Origin of the sequence: Parasaccharibacter sp. TMW2.1890 (assembly GCF_023337645.1) — a bacterium.
Taxonomy (GTDB): domain Bacteria; phylum Pseudomonadota; class Alphaproteobacteria; order Acetobacterales; family Acetobacteraceae; genus Bombella; species Bombella apis.
Window position 1 is genome coordinate 142,162 of sequence record NZ_NWUV01000003.1, and the last position, 16,514, is coordinate 158,675.

Genomic DNA, 16,514 nt, shown 5'->3' on the forward strand with positions numbered 1-16,514 from the left:
GCAAGGTAATGACCCTGCCCGTGCGGGATGCCATAATATCTTGTTAATGGAACTGCTTCCCATTATTTCAGATGTGTAAATGAAGTTCTGGTGCTTCTGGAGACAGGGGGCTGTTCAGAAAGTCTTTTGGCCCATACGACGATAGATGAACGCCTGTTCGTCAGTCTGTTCTGCTTCTGCAATGGCGTCATCAATCAGGTGGCGATGGGGAGAGAGGGAGCAGACAGGGTCGGTCTGGGAGGCATCTCCGAGCAGGGCCAGTGCCTGGCAGCGGCATCCGCCCCAGTCAATTTCCTTGCGGGCGCAGGAGGCACAGGGCTCCGGCATCCAGTCAGTTCCCCGGAAGAGGGTGAAAGCCTGTGAGTGGTACCAGATATGGCTGAGTGAATGATCCCGCACATTGTCGAAGTGCAGGGAGGGGATTGTTTCCGCTGCATGGCAGGGCAGGACATGGCCGGAGGGTGAGACGTTGAGAAAGCGTTGCCCCCAGCCCCCCATGCAGGGTTTGGGGCGTTCGGCATAATAATCTGGCGTGACATAATCAATGGCCAGCCCGCCTTTTGCCATTTCGGCCTCGACATGGCGGCCCGCCTCTTCCAGCTGTGTGCGGGATGGTAGCAGGGCTGCCCGGTTTTTCAGGGCCCAGCCATAATACTGGGTATGGGCCATCTCGACACGCTGGGCATCAAGCTGGCGGGCGAGAGCAAACATGGCAGGAATGCGGGAAATGTTGGCCTTCTGCAGTACGAAGTTCAGCGTCAGGGGGATGCCGGCCTGCGTGATGAGGCGGGCTGCCTCCAGCTTGCGGGGCTGGACGCTTTTAAAATCGCTCAGCCGGTCCGCTTCTGGTCCATCGGTATCCTGAAAGGAGAGCTGCACATGGTCCAGCCCGCTTTCATCAAGCCGTTTCATGGTTTCAGGTGTGATGAGAACACCAGACGTGATCAGGTTGGTATAGAGGTTCAGCCTGTGGGCATGGGAGATGAGGGTGTAGAGGTCCGGGCGGGCCATGGGCTCCCCGCCAGAGAAATGGACCTGAAGGACGCCCATTCCGGCTGCCTCCTCCAGCACACGCAGCCAGTCTTCCGTGCCAAGTTCCTGTGCCTTGCGCTCCAGCTCCACAGGGTTGGAACAGTAGGGGCAGGAGAGCGGGCAGCGGTGTGTCAGCTCGGCCAGCAGGCTCATGGGAGCCGGGGGAGGCGTGGAGGTTCCGTCTGTCATGGGGCTGTCTGGTGTCCCGCTCACAGTCGGAGAATCCTCTTCTCCGTCAGCTCGGAGAGCAGGGCGAGCACATCCGTGGCAATCTGTTCCCTGGGGGCCTCGTAGCGTGCTGCCAGCCGGTCGATGACCGTACCGAGACGGGTCTGTCCATCCAGCTCCTGGAGGATGGCAACAGCAATGGGGTCTGCCAGCAGGGCCCGCTCGGGGGCCTGGATCACCCATTGCTCCCGCACCCTGTCATGCTGGAGGCGGTAACCCCGGCTGAAACCGGGACAGTCATCTTCAGTCACTCTGACAGGTGGTGTGGGCAATGGGGAGGACATGGACAGCTTTCAGACGGGCAGGAGAGGAATCAGGGTGTTTCAGGGACGAACGCACCGGGCGGAACATGACCTTCCACATAGGCATGGTCCAGAGCATCAAGCAGCTGCCAGAGGATGGCGCATTTGAACTCCAGTGCACCGAGGACCTCCCGCTGCTGCTCCGGCGTGCGGGCATGTTCCTTGACGTAATTCAGCGCAAAGGTGGAATCCTGCGGGGCCTGTGTCAGGCGGGGTTTGAAGTAGGCCAGCGTATCTTCTGAGATGTAGGGATAGTTGCGGAGCATCCCCTCCATGCGTTCCCCGATGATGGTCGGTGAGAAGAGTTCTGTCAGGGAGGAGGCAATGGCCGCCAGGATGGAGCGGTCCCGCACGAAGGCCACGTAGGCATCCACGGCAAACAGCGTGGCAGGCAGCAGGCCCTTCAGGCTCGTCACATAGTCATCATCAAGCCCCAGGCCGTTGGTCAGCTTCAGCCAGCGGGCAATGCCGCCGGGGCTTTCGGCCGTACCGTCATGGTCTTCAATCCGGCGGCGCCATTCACGGCGCAGCTCTGTCGTGGGCAGGCGGGCGAGCAGGGTGGCATCCTTCCGGGGGATCTGGGCCTGATAATAATAGCGGTTCAGGGCCCATGCCTGTAGCTGACCCTTGGTCAGCCTGCCTTCATACATGGCTTTGTGAAGCGGGTGCTGGCGGTGATAGCGCTCCGCCCCGATAGCACGGAGGCGGGCTTCCAGCTCGTCAGGAGAAAGGAGAGTGTTCATGACGGTCCCTCGGTCTTGAGTCTCATCCCGTCTTCACCAATGACCCAGCCCGCCTGCTCGGCTGCCTGACGCTGGGGGCTGTCTTCCAGGAGGACAGGATTGGAATTGTTGATATGGACGAAGAATTTCTTCGGCCTTGTACAGGCAGCAAACTGTCGGAGCGGGCCGTCTGTTTCATTCATGGAGACATGCCCCATGCGGTGCCCGCTCTTGGGGCTGAGGCCCGTGCGGATCATCTCGTCATCCTGCCAGAGCGTCCCGTCAAAAAAGAGCAGGTCAGCCCGGCTGGCACGGTCCTTCAGGGCCTGCGTGATCTCGGCACAGCCGGGGACGAAGAGCATGGTCTTTTGTCCATCGGAGATGGAGAGACCCAGCGTGTCGTCAGGCTTTGTGCCTTCCGCCTCGGCATAAAGGGGCGCCTTGCCGGGAACGGTGAAAACTTCCAGCACAAGGCCAGATGGGGCTCCGTTCTTCAGGAGAAGTGGCACCGTCGTGCCTTCCGAAAGGGCGATACGGGGAATGATGCTGCGGTCCAGCGCTTCAAAAATGGGATTGCGGTCCAGCTGGGCCAGGGTAGACGGGCTGCCCATCAGAGTGAAGGGTTCTCGTTCCCGCAGGGTCAGCAGGCCGGTAATCGCATCAATTTCCGCCCCTGCAAGAATGACCCCCTGGATCGGCGTCCCACGGGTACTGCCATGCTGCTGGAGGGCCGGGGTGGCGAGAATCTGCTGGCGCAGGTCCGGTGAGGCATTGAGCAGGAACCAGTGAACCCCATCACCGCTGACGGCCAGAGAGGCCTGCGTGCGAGGCTTGGCTTTTCTGCCCTCACGGGCCTGAAGGCAGCCCGGTGCAGCGGAGTTCCATTGCGGGAAACCGCCACCGGCACCGGCGCCCAGAATAATGACATCAAGCACGACAGAGACCACCTTTCCCCAGCAGTGCAGCAGCTGGTTGTGTCCGTATTATGCACCTGCGACGCTCTCAGGCTACGGACCTGCCCCGCCGATCCATCAGGTGCGGAAACAGGGAGGTCAGGCATGTCTGCCAACACCTCCCTGTCACGCATATGCCCGTGCGGAGATTACTTCTTCTCGCCGCAGACATAGGAGTTGATTTCGCCGCCCAGAGGGATCTCGGTTACTTTCGGTGTGTTCCATGCCATGATGGGACTCCTTTTTATGGTCAATACAGGCCGTGTCCCGGACAGGAAACGAACCTGCCAAGGCAGGATAGAGCAGAAACAGCCGGAAATGCCAGAAGAAACATGAGAGGCAGCCCGGGCCTGACGGTATTCCGGCCATGCGGTGGGGTGACAGCGGGCCTCTGCTGGCAAAGGAGGTGTTTTTCTGGCAGGAACGGAGGCCGTGGATGGGCAGGCCATCCGGACGGCAGAACAGGGAAGCGGATGAGGCAGGGTATGGTTGAGCAGTCACGACGGGGCGTGTGTCTGGTAATTTCGGCACCATCAGGGGCGGGAAAATCCACCATAGCGCAGGCTCTCCGCAAGGCTGACCCGACCATCTTCACGTCCGTGTCCGTCACGACCCGCTCCCCCCGCCCCGGTGAGGAAGAGGGCGTTCATTATTACTTCCGTGATCTGGAAACATTCCGCCACATGGCGGCCAATGGTGAGCTGCTGGAGTGGGCAGAGGTATTCGGCCGTGGGTACGGCACTCCCCGTGCGCCGCTGGAGGAAGCTCTTGCCGCCGGGCGTGACGTGATTCTGGACATTGACTGGCAGGGCTGCCGCCTGATGCGCCGGGCCATGCCGGATGATGTGGTGGGGCTGTTCGTCCTGCCTCCCTCGCTGGAAGAGCTGGAGTCCCGCCTGCGTGGGCGGAACTCGGACAGTGAGGAGGAAATCGCCTCCCGCATGAAGGCCGCCATGAGCGAGATTTCGCACTGGCCGGAGTTTGATTACGTTCTGGTCAATGATGATCTGGACCGGGCTGTGGAAGAGGCACGGGCCGTGCTGTCGGCCAGCCGTCTGGCCCGTGCCCGCCGCCGGGATGTTGCCGCCCTCTGGCCAGTAGCGGGCTGAAAGCGGCTCTGATAAGCTGGCCCCGTATGTTGCAAGCAGGAGCTTACTGATGACTGATATGCAGGCGAAGACGCCGCTTATTCTGGCCCTCCCCAAGGGGCGGATCCTCAAGGCCCTACGTCCTGTCCTGCATCATACGGGGTTTGAACCGGCGCAGGACTGTCTCGATGAGAGCAGCCGCCGCCTCCGTTTTCCCACGTCCGAGCCGGGGCTGGATGTCGTGCGGGTCCGGTCCTTCGATGTGGCAACCTTCGTGGCCTATGGTGGGGCTGATATTGGTGTCTGCGGGGCGGATGTCCTGATGGAGTTCGATTATCCCGATCTCTATGCACCACTGGACCTTGGCATTGGCGGGTGCCGCATCGCTGTGGCCCGCCCGAAGGGAAGCGGGGATGAAGAGCCGCCGGAAGGACGGTCCCGACTGCGGGTGGCGACCAAATATCCGGCCATTGCCCGCCGCCATTTCGCTTCCCGCGCCATCAATGCCGAGATCGTGCATCTGCATGGGGCGATGGAGCTGGCCCCGGCGCTGGATATGGCCGACGTGATCGTGGACCTTGTGGATACAGGCTCCACCCTGCGGGCCAATGGGCTGGAAGAGGTGGAAACCATCGCCCATGTGACCAGCCGCCTGATCGTGAACCGCATCGCCCTGAAAACCCGCCCCGAGGAAGTCGGCAGCCTGATCGAACGGTTCCGGTCTGCCGTTGCCCAGTCTGCCCGGAAGGGAGAGTCCATCTGATGAAACGCCTGAATACGACATCCCCGCAGTTCGCAACGGAGCTGAAGGCCGTTCTGGCCCGCCGTGGTGAGCAGAGCGGCTCCGTGGCGGAGCCGGTACGGGCCATTCTGGCCGACGTGCAGAAACGGGGCGATGAAGCTCTCTGTGACTATACGGAGCGGTTCGACCGGCTGGCCCTGACCCCCGACCAGCTGCGCATCAGTGAGGCGGAGATCAGGGAGACGGCAGACCGTGTTGCCCCGGAGACGAAGGAGGCCCTTGCCCTGGCGGCAGAGCGCATCCGGGCGTTTCATGAGGCCCAGCTGCCCAGGGACCTCGATTATACGGATGATGCCGGGCTGCGGCTGGGGATGCGCTGGACGGCACTGGATGCCGCCGGCCTCTACGTGCCCGGTGGCAAGGCGGCCTATCCGTCCTCCGTGCTGATGAACGCCCTTCCGGCTCATGTGGCTGGTGTCAGACGGCTGGCCATGTGCGTGCCGACACCGGATGGCGTGCTGAATCCGCTGGTCATGGAGGCGGCCCGGCTTTGTGGCGTGACGGAGATTTACCGCATTGGCGGGGCGCAGGCCGTGGGTGCCCTGGCCTATGGCACGCAGAGCATCGCCCCGGTGGACCGCATCGTGGGGCCGGGCAACGCCTTCGTGGCGGAAGCCAAGCGGCAGGTGTTCGGCCATGTGGGAATCGACAGCATTGCCGGTCCGTCCGAGGTCGTGGTGGTGGCGGATGGCAGCAATGATCCCCGTCTGGTAGCGATTGATCTTCTGGCACAGGCAGAACATGACGAGCAGGCGCAGTCCGTCCTGATCACGCAGGATGAAGCCTTTGCCGACAGGGTCATTGTGGCAGTGGAAGAAGAACTGAAAACACTCCCCCGGGCGAAGATCGCCCGCAGAAGCTGGGAGGATTGTGGGGCAGTCGTGATTGTCCGGTCGGAAGATGAGGCGGCCGAGGTGGTAAACGAATTTGCCCCTGAACATCTGGAGGTCCTGCTGGATGACCCGAGAGCCTTCAGCAGGAAGGTCCGTCACGCTGGGGCGATCTTCATGGGGCGGTTCTGCCCGGAGGCAGTCGGGGATTATGTCGGTGGTCCCAACCATGTCCTGCCGACCAGCCGCACAGCCCGTTTTGCCTCCGGTCTTTCCGTCTATGACTTCCTGAAGCGGACGACATCCATCGAGACGGATATGGAGGGGCTGAAGAAGGTCGGCCCCGCCGGTGTGATTCTTGCCCGGGAGGAAGGGCTGGACGCCCATGCCATGAGCCTGTCGGAACGTCTGAAGCAGGGGTGAGGCAGGAGACCCTGTCATGAAGAAAGGGCCGCCCCGGCATGGGAGCGGCCCTTTTTCGTTCGGGACTGGAGGAAGGCCGTGCTCAGCCCCGCAGGAACTCCAGCATCAGGCTGTTGAAGCTGGTCGGGTCTTCCACATGCAGCCAGTGCCCGGTGTTGGGAATGGTCTTGATGTCCGCCTGGGGGAAGTAACTCCGGATGACATCATGATGCTGCGGCTTGATGTAGGGAGAGTTTCCGCCCCGGATGAACAGGGCCGGACCGTCCCACGTCTTGCCCTTGAAGACATCCGGCCAGGACTGGATGACGGGGAAGCTCGCGACGATGTCCGTCACGCCGATGTTCCACCGGGCCGGGTTGCCGGGCGTGATGTGCTGGGCGATCAGCTCGCCAACGGAAGGGTCTTCTGTCAGATCATGAAGGAACTTGCGGATTTCGGCATGGCTGTTCAGGGCCGGGAGCGGCGTGTGGTACAGCTGCTGCGCCAGATCGTGCTGACCGTGGATCATGATGTCCGGGGCAATGTCCGCTACCAGAAGTTTCCTGAAGCGCTCCGGTGCCGTCAGCGCAGTGGCCATGGCCGTCTTGCCGCCCATGGAGTGCCCCACGATGTAGGCGTCTCCAATGCCCAGGGCATCCATGCTTTCCAGCACGTCCTTGGCCATTTCCGGGTAGGAAATGGGCGCATGGGGGCTGTCGCCATGGCATCGGAGATCAAACGCAACCGTGTTGAAATAGGGACTCAAGGCTCTCTGGAGAATGCCGAGGTTGCGGGCCCGCCCAAAAACCCCATGAAGCATGACAACTGTCGGTGCATTGTCCACACCCGTCTCATTGCGAACAAGGGAAGCAAGTTGCATGACTGTAACTCTTTAACGGACTGAAAAAACAGGAAGAAGCGCTGCTTATAGAGTCATTCTGGATAAAATCAATCCTATATTACCTATGAGAGCTATTGCAGTTTCTTCATTTCTGTAAAGAAATGGTTCTGGCAGGAGCTGCGGCAGAGAAGGCATGGAGCGCGGTGCTGGACGGACGGGGGCATTCTCGGGCACGGTGGAGCCGATCTCATGATGCACGCAAGGAGACGCTCCAATGGTCCGGAAGATACAGCACCCTGAAACACTGGCCCTTCATGCAGGCTGGCGGGCAGACCCGGTAACGGGATCGGTCGTGCCACCCATCCATCAGACAACATCCTATCAGTTCGAGAGCAGCCAGCAGGCTGCGGACCGTTTTGCGCTGAAGGATGTGGGCATGATCTATTCCCGCCTGACCAATCCGACCGTGGATGTGTTTGAAAAACGCATGGCGGCGCTGGAGGGTGGTGCGGCCTCCGTAGCTGTGGCGTCCGGCCAGGCGGCGGCAACCGTGGCGATACAGACACTGGCAGAAGCAGGGGACAATATTGTCAGCGGGACGGACCTGTATGGCGGAACATGGAATCTGTTTGCCCATACGCTGAAGAACATGGGTGTGGAGGTCCGTTTCGTGGACCCTTCTGACCCGGCTGCTTTTGAGGCGGCCAGCGATGAGCGGACACGGGCCTGGTATCTGGAAACCCTGCCGAATCCCAAGCTGGTTGTGCCGCCCATGGCGGCCATTGCCAAGGCGGGGCGGGCGCAGGGGATTCCGCTGATTGTGGATAATACCGCAGCCCCTCTGCTGGCCCGCCCGCTGGAGCAGGGGGCTGCCATTACGGTTTATTCGGCCACCAAATATATTGGCGGGCATGGGACATCCATTGGCGGGCTGATCATTGATGGTGGCCAGTTTGACTGGGGGCAGCGTCATCCACTGCTGACACGGCCTGACCCCAGCTATCATGGTGCCATCTGGACGGAGGCCGCCCGCCCGCTGGGGCCGGTGGCCTATGCGCTGCGGGCCCGGGCCGTGCTGCTGCGGGATGGCGGGGCGGCTCTGTCGCCTTTCAATGCGTTCCAGCTCATTCAGGGTGTGGAGACGTTGCCCCTGCGGATGCCCCGCCATTGCGAGAATGCGTTGAAGGTGGTGCAGTTCCTGCAGGCGCGTTGTGATGTGGAGCGTGTGATCCATCCTGCCGTGCAGGAGGGGGAGGCCCGTCAGCGGGCCGAAGCCGTCCTGAAAGGAGGACTGGGTGGACTTGTCGGATTCGAGCTGCCCGGTGGCCGGGAAGCGGGTCAGCGTTTCATTGATGCGCTGGAGCTTTTCTATCATGTGGCGAATATTGGGGATGCCCGGAGTCTGGCCATCCATCCGGCGTCCACCACACATGCACAGCTGAGCGAGGCGGAACAGAAGGCGGCTGGTGTATCGCCGGGCTATGTCCGTCTGTCTGTCGGGCTGGAACATCCCGAGGATATTCTGGCTGATCTGGCTCAGGCACTGGATCGTGCAGCGGGATGAAGGGTGTTTTCCGTCTCTTCCTCTTGGCAAGGCTTTCTTTACGGCGCAGTGTGACGGTCAGCCCATTCAATGAAGTGATGAACAGGAAAGGAAGATCATCATGTCCACACCAGAAAGCCGCCTTGCTGCACTGAACATCGAATTGCCCGTGGCGGCAGCCCCGGTTGCCAATTATCTGCCGGTCGTGCGGACGGGGAATCTGCTGGTCGTGTCGGGGCAGCTGCCGCTGGTGGATGGCAAGCTGCTGATTACCGGCAAACTGGGGGCCGAGGTCTCCAATCAGGCGGGGACGGCTTGTGCCCGGGCCTGTTTCATCAACATTCTGGCCCAGCTGAACACGGCCCTGAATGGTGATCTGTCCCGGGTGCGCCGTGTCGTGCGTCTTGGGGGCTTCATGGCCTGCACGCCGGACTTTACCGATCATGCTGCCGTGATGAACGGGGCGTCTGATCTGGCAGCGGAGGTTTTCGCCGGGGAAGTCGGGCAGCATGCCCGCTCCACCGTCGGGGTGCCCAGCCTGCCGCTGAATGCGCCAGTTGAGGTTGAAGCGATGTTTGAGGTCGTCTGATTGTCCGGTTGTCAGATATGAGGACGGGCCGTCCATCCCTGAGGGGGGGCGGCCCGTATCATATTGGGGGGTTCTTTTTGGCTGGTTGCCTGTTATGGAGGAGGATCATCATCACCAGAAGCGTGCCGTGGTGGTGTGGCAATACTCTGTAAAAGGATGAATTGACGGATGAGTGATACAGTTCCTGATCGTCTCTCGATCTACCCGGACAGCCCGTACTTCAATGAGGAGATTCTGCTCCGTGGTATTGGGGTCCGCTTCAGGGGAGAAGAGAAGACCAATGTTGAGGAATATTGCATCAGTGAAGGCTGGATCCGTGTGTCCGTCGGGCGGACGCTGGACCGTCGTGGTCGGCCCATGACACTGAAGCTGACTGGTCCGGTTGAGGTGTGGTTCAAGGACAAGGCCGATGCCTGAGCCAGGCAGGTGCGGATGACGGGAGGGGCGGAACCGTGAAAGAGGCTGATGCTGCCATGCCTGTGGGGGATGCCGGACACGGTGCCGTCACAGTGCCGGAAAGGGCGAGCTTCTGGTTCCGCCGGTTTCTGGCGTTCGTGGGGCCGGGCTACATGGTGGCCGTGGGGTACATGGACCCCGGCAACTGGGCGACCGACCTCCAGGGCGGGGCCCAGTTCGGTTATCGGCTGCTGTCCGTCATTCTGCTGGCCAACATCATGGCCGTCCTGCTTCAGGCCCTTGCCGCCCGGCTGGGGATCGTCACGGGGAAAGACCTTGCACAGGCCTGCCGGGACTGGCTGCCCCGGGGGCTGAGCCTGCCTCTCTGGTTGACCTGTGAACTGGCCATCATCGCCTGTGATCTGGCGGAGGTCATCGGCACGGCTGTGGCCCTGAATCTGCTGTTCGGCATCTCCATCATGGCCGGAACGCTGATTTCCGTGCTGGACGTGTTCATTGTCCTGCTGCTCATGCGGCGGGGCATGAGAGCGTTGGAAGCTTTCGTCATCACCCTGCTGGGGATCATTGCTGTCTGTTTTGGTGTGCAGCTTGTCGCAGCGGCCCCGCCTGTTGGAGCGGTGCTGAAAGGGTTTCTCCCCTCGTCAGAGGTTTTTACCAATCCGGGTATGCTCTATGTGGCCATAGGCATCATCGGGGCGACTGTCATGCCCCACAACCTTTATCTTCATTCTTCGCTGGTCAAAAGCCGTACCTATACCCGCACGGATGAAGGGCGGGAGGATGCGCTGCGCTGGGCTACATGGGACAGTACACTGGCCCTGACGCTTGCCCTCTTCATCAATGCAGCCATCCTGATCGTGGCAGCAGCGGCGTTCCATGGCACGGGGCATCAGGACGTGGCGGAGATCAGCGATGCGTGGAAGCTCCTCTCCCCCGTGCTGGGGTTCGGGCTGGCCTCCACACTGTTTGCCGTAGCCCTGCTTGCTGCGGGTACCAACTCCACCGTGACGGGGACGCTGGCCGGGCAGATTGTCATGGAAGGCTTCCTGCATCTTCGTCTGCCCTACTGGGCACGGCGTCTGCTGACCCGGGGGCTGGCTGTTCTGCCCGTCATTGTCGTGATCGCCATTTTCGGGCAGGGCAAGGTGGGTGACCTGCTGGTGTTCAGTCAGGTCGTGCTGTCCATGCAGCTGCCTTTCGCCATGGTTCCGCTGGTCTGGTTCGTGTCCAGCCGGAAGCATATGGGGCGATTCCATCTTTCCCCTCTTCTGGCTGTGCTGTCCTGGCTGGTTGTGCTGGTGATTGTCGGACTGAACATCAAGCTGCTGGGAGATGCCCTTTTCTGAAGCGTGTCAGCAGGGTGTGCATTTCGGGGGCAGATAATGGAAGCTGCGGTCGAACCATGTCAGACCGTGACCAGCCCCGTCTTTGACGGTGATGGTATGCACACGGCAGATCAGCACGTCATGTGTGCCGATGCTGTGGGTATCGTCTATCGTACAGTCGAGCGTGGCAAGGGCGCCATCCAGAAGAGGTGAGCCAAGCGGACCAGTCTGCCATGTTCCGTGACCGAAACGGTCTGTAGAAGAAAGGGTGCTGTTGGCGAAAGCGCAGGCAAGAGTGTCATGCCCCTTGCCGAGAATGCTGATGCCCAGCCTGCCATTTTCCAGAAAGGCCCTATGGGACTGGTTGCTGCGGTTCAGGCAGACCAGAACAGTGGGAGGCGTGTCCGTCACGCTGGTAATGGCAGAGACAGTCAGCCCATGCCGGCCTGCTGGACCATCAGTCGTGACAAGAACGACAGGGGAGCCAAGGCGGCTCATGGCGTTGCGAAAGACAGCCTGCATGGCGGACCCTTCTGGTAGTGATAAAACAGGACCAATGAAGGACTGATTATGGACTCATTGTCACAGGGATGCAAATGCCATTCCCGAGAGGTGGGAACGCAGATCGCCCCTGCGTGGTATCACGGCAGGAGCGATCTGGGAAAGGGCGTGTGACGCCGGTGCTCAGTAGGTCAGTGTCAGGGAGGACTGATAGTAGGTTGCGTCGCGGGCACCAACCTGATGCATGGCATGGGAGGTGAGGAAGCGGACGACGTGGTGATCCCATGTCAGATGCGGGCCGAGGCGCAGGCTGGCGGCCATCTGCGGAGCAATGCCGACAAAGGAATCATGATTGTAGGAGTTGAACATGCCGGAGGTGAACTGCCGCTGGAAGATGTTGCGGCCATAGATGGAATAGGTGTCATCCCCTGTGCTGTAACGCCAGTAGATGGGCAGCTTCAGCTGGAAGGTCAGGTAGCTGGTGGGTGAGAAGCTGGCCTTGGGGGCGAAGTCGATCAGGTTCTGGCCGGTCAGGTAGTTGGTCGGGTCCAGATAGTTGGTGTTCACACCAAAGGGCTCGATGTAGGTGTTCACGCTGCCGGTCGTTCCACGGGCACCACCGCCGGAATAGGCATCACCCTGCACACCAATGGTCGGATGCCACATGACATGGCGGAAGTGGTAATCCACCGTACCGTTCATGGACCAGGCATTCACGTTGCGGTTCATGCGGTCATAATGGTTGGCCCTGTTGTAGGACTGGTAGAACGTGCCCTGCTGGTAGGCCCCGCCGAAAGAGAAGCTGATGGGACCGGCCTCACCATGCCAGCGCAGGCCGAAATTGTTGCGCTTCGTGTGGCCGAGGGCGGAGGCGTTGTACATCACGGTCTGCTGGGCAGGGCCGCCATTTATTTCATAACCGTAATAGAAAAGGTTGATGAAAGAATAGCCCTTCTCGCCGAGAAAGTGGAAATCAGGCGGAGCGATGGTGACATTGGCCCCGTACAGCCGTGTCTTGTAATCCAGCGTGTCGTGGAAGAGGGAATTGCCGCCACGGAAGCTGTCCGTATGGTTGTTTTTTGTGTTGATGAAGTAGAAGCCGTCAAAACGGACCCGGTTCCAGTGTTCATAGATGCGGAAACCATCCCAGCTGAGCGGTACGTTCAGCACGTCACGGTTGCCGATCATGTAATCCGGGGCATCCAGGAACTGCTGGCGACCGAAAATGAAGCCGCCATGCCCCCCTGCAGCCTTGCCGCTGAGTTCCACAAAAGCCTGTTGCAGGTCCAGGTTTTTGCGGAACGTACCGTCATAGCTGTATCCACGCCACCCGCCAGCATCGGCATTGATGAGCTGGCCGAAGAAGCGCACGTGCTGGCCTAGATGCAGGTCGGCACTCCAGAGGTTGCGGACGGCAAAGCGGCCTGAATTGAAGGGCCGTGCCTTCATGGAGGTGGTGGGGTCGATGGCCGCACCGAAAACGGGGCGTTTGTCATACCAGTTGTTGAGGCGTGTTTCCCCAGCCAGGCTGAGCCAGATGGACCCGCTGTCATTCAGCTTCATGTGTTTGTAGGAATCGAAGGGATCGCCCCTGTCGCAGATGCCTTTCCCGGGGGCACTGATGCTGTCCATCCCGGCGGGTGTGCCATACTGGGAGACCGGGCCGAAGCCCGTCTCGCTGCCATCGCCCCGTGCCCAGACGCCGTAGGGGTTGGGGGTGGTTTTTCCGTCATCCTTGGGGCAACCACCGGGAGCCGTGTGCATGATGCGGTCCAGAATGCTGCGCTGTTGTGGTGCATCCAGTGTGGAGGTTTCAGCATGAGCGGAGGAAAAAGCAGTGCCGAAACCTGTTGCCAGAAGTGTGGTACATAGGATGGTGCGGGAGAGGGAGAAATGTCTCATTGTCTTCTGTCAGGCTCGTCTGTGAATTGCTGAGCGGAAGAAGACGGGAAAAAATGCCCCTCAACATTGATTTAGGGCAAGAATGTGCAAAAGGTTCTTACAGAATAAACCTTTTACAATAACATGAAAAACCTTTCAGACGGAAAAAACGGACCTGCTCCATCCGTGGTTTTTTCTTGAGATTATCATTATAAAACAGTGGATTATTCTTTGATGTTGATCAGATGTCCTGCCCTGAAAAAGAAGGGCAGGGGGGAAATTTATTACCTATTTATTTATAGGATTTCCTTTTCTCTGTGATTTTCATATAAGATGCACTTGACTTTTTTCACGGAACGGTGAGCCCCTGACATCTGCCAGCATGGGCAGGTGTCAGGGATGATCCAGCAGAAGGTGAGGCTGTTCACCTTTCAGTCGGTCAGTCTTTTGTCGTTCGGTGGCGTGGTAGCAGGGCCGGGATGAACAGAAGGGTGCAGACCAGCGTACAGCCAAGAGAGAGCAGCAGCAGCCGGCCCATGCTGGCTGTCCCCGGATGGGCTGAAGCTGCCAGTGAGCCGAAGGCGGAGCCGGTTGTCAGGGCAGAAAACAGCACGGCCCGGGCTGTTGGGGATGAAAGCTGGTTCTGAAGGCCCGCACGCCAGTTCATGACAAAATAGATGTTGAAGGAAACACCAACGCCCAGCAGCAGCGGCAGGGCGATGATGTTGGCGTAATTGAGCTGCTCCGGCACCGTGATGATCAGAATGACGGTCAGCAGGGAGGAAAGCAGCAGCGGAAGCAGGACAAGCAGCGTATCCAGCAGGCGGCGCAGCGTGGCGAAGAGGATCAGCGCGATGGCCACGATGGCACACAGGGCCGCCGTGATGAAGGCGTGTGTGATGGTCTGCGCACTGGCGATGATCTCCAGCGCAGGGCCGCAGATGTCCGGGGTTACGCTTTCCAGCTCATGCACGAAATGGTGGAGTGTTTTCGTTTCGGACATGCGCCCATTGGGGTGGATGATCAGCCGGTAAGCCCCTGTGGAGGCAATATAGTCGCTGCGTATGTCTTTGGGGATGGTATCAAGGGTGATGGGGGACGGGGCGAGCAGCGCCTTCAGCTGGCTCAGCTCTCCCGGCAGGAAACGTGTCAGGGCTTCATTGGTGGCCATCAGCGTGGCATCGGGTGCTGTGGAGAGGTGTTCCAGCGCTGCATGAAGGGCTTTCAGGGAAGGGGAAAGCCTGTCATCCAGCCCATCAAAATCATGTGCCGCTTTGAGAGCTGCTGCCCGGAGGTCCGCTGCCGAGGGGGGCGGTGCCGGATGGGCAACGGAAAGCGTGGGCAGCAGGATGTCGGCAGCTTCATGAATCAGCTGGAGTTTCGTTTCCTGATCGTCCGGGACCAGAGCTCCCAGCCAGAGAACATCATGCACGCTGTCCAGCTTGCCAAGAGCGGCGGCCAGCCGGCCTGCCGTTGCCGTGTCGGGGACAAGCACCTGGGCATTGTAGGGTGTGGTGAGAGGGTTCTCCTCAAGCAGGCTCAGGGCCTTCATGCCTTCCGTATTGGGATTTTTGGTATGGAGCGGGTCGGCATCGAACATGAGGGATGGCGCCAGCCCGGCTCCGATGAGCCCCAGCACGGCAAAGATGGCCAGCACGGGCAGGCGGAAACGGTGCAGGGCCCTGTCCAGTGGTTCAAGACAGGTGAATCCCCGGAGGTTGTCCCCCGGCATGGCCCGGAAGAATCGCAGCAGGGCAGGCAGCAGCGTCAGCGTGCAGATGAAAGCGATCACCATGCCGCCACCGGCAATCAGCCCCAGCTGGGCCACGCCGACAAAATTGGTGGGCGTGAAGGCAAGAAAGCCCGCTGCGGTGGCCAGAGAGGCAACAAATATTTGGCCGCCACTTTCCAGGCCTGTGCGGTCCAGTGCGGCGAGGGGGGAGAGAGGCCGCCCCTGTTCATCCTTCTGGCAGCGGAAACGCACGCCGAACTGGATGGCAAAATCCACGGCAATGCCGACAAACAGGATGGCAAAGGCCACGGAGATCATGTTGAGGGTACCAACGGCCAGTGTGGCAAAGCCGGTTGTCAGCAGCAGTCCGATGATGAGCGTGAGGAGGATGGGAATGACCACCCGCAGCGAGCGGACGGCCAGCAGGAGCCAGAGCGTGACAAGGGCGAGGGAGATGAACAGCCCGATGATCATGCCCTGGGCCACGGTGGAGAATTCCTCATCACTCAGCTTGGCTTCTCCGGTGATGAGCGCATGGGCCCGACCAGCCTTTACAGTAGGCAGGCTGTCCAGTGCGGTCCGCATGGCCGCCGTAGCGGCTTCGGACGGTTCGAAGGAGGTGAAGTCAGGTTTCGGGTGGGTGACGACAAACTGGTAATGGCTGCCTAGGTCGCTCAGGCCACCGGCCAGCAGCTTTTCCCATGAAAGAGGAACAGCATGGCCAGCAAGACCATCGTTGAGGGTCCGTGTCAGGCCATCAAGAGCGGTATTGAAACTGGCAGGGATGGGCTGATTGCTGCGTATGGCCGTGGCCATGAGGCTGAATGTGCCAAACAGCCCACGGGCCGAGGGGTCTGCTGCCAACATGCCAAGGAAGGGCTGTGCAGCAATGGTGGAATCCATCAGCGGTTCCAGCTGCTTCGTATCGATGAAGAGGAAGGCATTCCGGGTGTAGAAAGGGTTGGCATCCGGCTGGTCCACCCGGTCGAAATGGGTCGTGTCCCGGGAAAGGACAGCCGTAAGGGCATTGGCGGTTTCCCGGCCTTCTTCCGGCGTGGCAGCGCTGATGATGGCGACGAGGGTGTTCTTCTCGCCGGGGAAGAGGCTCTCTATCTGACGGTTTTTCTGCTTCCATGGCAGCGTGTCGGCAAACAGCCTGTCCGTCTCTGTCGTGATGCCCAGCTGGGTCATGCTCAGCCAGGCTGATCCCACGCAGAGGAGCATGAAGATGGTCAGGACAAGGGTGACATGACGGCCGCAGAACGCATTGAGGCGGCTTGTCAGAGTGGAAAGCATGGGGAAATCTGACCTCTTTGTGACCGTGCA

16 protein-coding genes are annotated in these 16,514 nt (G+C 60.4%); 7 read left to right on the plus strand and 9 right to left on the minus strand.

The window, feature by feature from the left end; all coding sequences use genetic code 11:
- Positions 1-114: 114 nt before the first annotated feature.
- The 5 genes from pqqE to pqqA form a co-directional block, all read right to left on the minus strand.
- A complete protein-coding gene (gene pqqE, locus CPA54_RS07320; protein ID WP_081563322.1) occupies positions 115-1,221 on the minus strand; it encodes a pyrroloquinoline quinone biosynthesis protein PqqE in 1,107 nt (368 codons plus the stop codon).
- 20 nt (positions 1,222-1,241) lie between these two features.
- The gene (gene pqqD, locus CPA54_RS07325) at positions 1,242-1,544 is read right to left on the minus strand and encodes a pyrroloquinoline quinone biosynthesis peptide chaperone PqqD (protein WP_081562403.1); all 303 of its coding nucleotides are present in this window, start codon (positions 1,542-1,544) and stop codon (positions 1,242-1,244) included.
- Between the two features lie 29 nt (positions 1,545-1,573).
- Positions 1,574-2,305: a pyrroloquinoline-quinone synthase PqqC gene (gene pqqC, locus CPA54_RS07330; RefSeq protein ID WP_043559033.1), complete on the minus strand. Its 732-nt coding sequence runs from the start codon at positions 2,303-2,305 to the stop codon at positions 1,574-1,576.
- Positions 2,302-3,219 carry a pyrroloquinoline quinone biosynthesis protein PqqB gene (gene pqqB, locus CPA54_RS07335; RefSeq protein ID WP_043559430.1) on the minus strand — a complete coding sequence of 306 codons (918 nt, stop codon included), beginning with the start codon at positions 3,217-3,219 and terminating at the stop codon, positions 2,302-2,304. The genes pqqC and pqqB overlap by 4 nt, the downstream gene beginning before the upstream one ends.
- A 167-nt stretch (positions 3,220-3,386) precedes the next feature.
- Positions 3,387-3,686 (minus strand): pyrroloquinoline quinone precursor peptide PqqA, encoded by a 300-nt coding sequence (gene pqqA / locus CPA54_RS09220; RefSeq protein WP_332067212.1) that lies wholly within the window; start codon positions 3,684-3,686, stop codon positions 3,387-3,389.
- A 36-nt stretch (positions 3,687-3,722) separates the two neighbouring features.
- Here pqqA and gmk point away from each other — a divergent pair, with 36 nt between their 5' ends.
- From gmk to hisD, 3 genes are read left to right on the plus strand one after another with little or no spacing between them, the layout of a single operon-like run.
- Positions 3,723-4,346, plus strand: coding sequence for a guanylate kinase (gene gmk / locus CPA54_RS07345; protein WP_043559423.1), 624 nt, complete (start codon positions 3,723-3,725; stop codon positions 4,344-4,346).
- A gap of 49 nt (positions 4,347-4,395) precedes the next feature.
- On the plus strand, positions 4,396-5,088 hold the full coding sequence (hisG, locus tag CPA54_RS07350; RefSeq protein ID WP_043559032.1) for an ATP phosphoribosyltransferase: 693 nt from the start codon (positions 4,396-4,398) through the stop codon (positions 5,086-5,088).
- Positions 5,088-6,380, plus strand: a complete 1,293-nt coding sequence (hisD, locus tag CPA54_RS07355) for a histidinol dehydrogenase (RefSeq protein ID WP_081562401.1) — start codon at positions 5,088-5,090, stop codon at positions 6,378-6,380. The genes hisG and hisD overlap by 1 nt, the downstream gene beginning before the upstream one ends.
- 82 nt (positions 6,381-6,462) lie before the next feature.
- Here the strand turns inward: hisD and CPA54_RS07360 are convergent, their stop codons facing one another.
- Complete coding sequence (locus tag CPA54_RS07360; RefSeq protein WP_249085969.1) at positions 6,463-7,239, minus strand: alpha/beta fold hydrolase; 777 nt, start codon at positions 7,237-7,239, stop codon at positions 6,463-6,465.
- Positions 7,240-7,474: 235 nt separating this feature from the next.
- Here CPA54_RS07360 and CPA54_RS07365 point away from each other — a divergent pair, with 235 nt between their 5' ends.
- From CPA54_RS07365 to CPA54_RS07380, 4 genes are all read left to right on the plus strand, one after another.
- The gene (locus CPA54_RS07365) at positions 7,475-8,764 is read left to right on the plus strand and encodes an O-acetylhomoserine aminocarboxypropyltransferase/cysteine synthase family protein (protein WP_249085971.1); all 1,290 of its coding nucleotides are present in this window, start codon (positions 7,475-7,477) and stop codon (positions 8,762-8,764) included.
- A 97-nt stretch (positions 8,765-8,861) separates the two neighbouring features.
- Entirely contained in the window at positions 8,862-9,332 is a 471-nt protein-coding gene (locus tag CPA54_RS07370) for a RidA family protein (RefSeq protein ID WP_086431576.1), read from the plus strand.
- A gap of 168 nt (positions 9,333-9,500) precedes the next feature.
- Positions 9,501-9,749, plus strand: coding sequence for a DUF3297 family protein (locus tag CPA54_RS07375; protein ID WP_043559024.1), 249 nt, complete (start codon positions 9,501-9,503; stop codon positions 9,747-9,749).
- Positions 9,750-9,805: 56 nt separating this feature from the next.
- Complete coding sequence (locus CPA54_RS07380) at positions 9,806-11,095, plus strand: Nramp family divalent metal transporter (RefSeq protein WP_081563321.1); 1,290 nt, start codon at positions 9,806-9,808, stop codon at positions 11,093-11,095.
- A gap of 6 nt (positions 11,096-11,101) precedes the next feature.
- Here the strand turns inward: CPA54_RS07380 and CPA54_RS07385 are convergent, their stop codons facing one another.
- The 3 genes from CPA54_RS07385 to CPA54_RS07395 form a co-directional block, all read right to left on the minus strand.
- The gene (locus CPA54_RS07385; protein WP_043559022.1) at positions 11,102-11,596 is read right to left on the minus strand and encodes a flavin reductase; all 495 of its coding nucleotides are present in this window, start codon (positions 11,594-11,596) and stop codon (positions 11,102-11,104) included.
- A 162-nt stretch (positions 11,597-11,758) separates the two neighbouring features.
- On the minus strand, positions 11,759-13,477 hold the full coding sequence (locus CPA54_RS07390; protein WP_249085973.1) for an alginate export family protein: 1,719 nt from the start codon (positions 13,475-13,477) through the stop codon (positions 11,759-11,761).
- A 418-nt stretch (positions 13,478-13,895) separates the two neighbouring features.
- Positions 13,896-16,484, minus strand: coding sequence for an MMPL family transporter (locus CPA54_RS07395; protein WP_086431646.1), 2,589 nt, complete (start codon positions 16,482-16,484; stop codon positions 13,896-13,898).
- Positions 16,485-16,514: the final 30 nt, after the last annotated feature.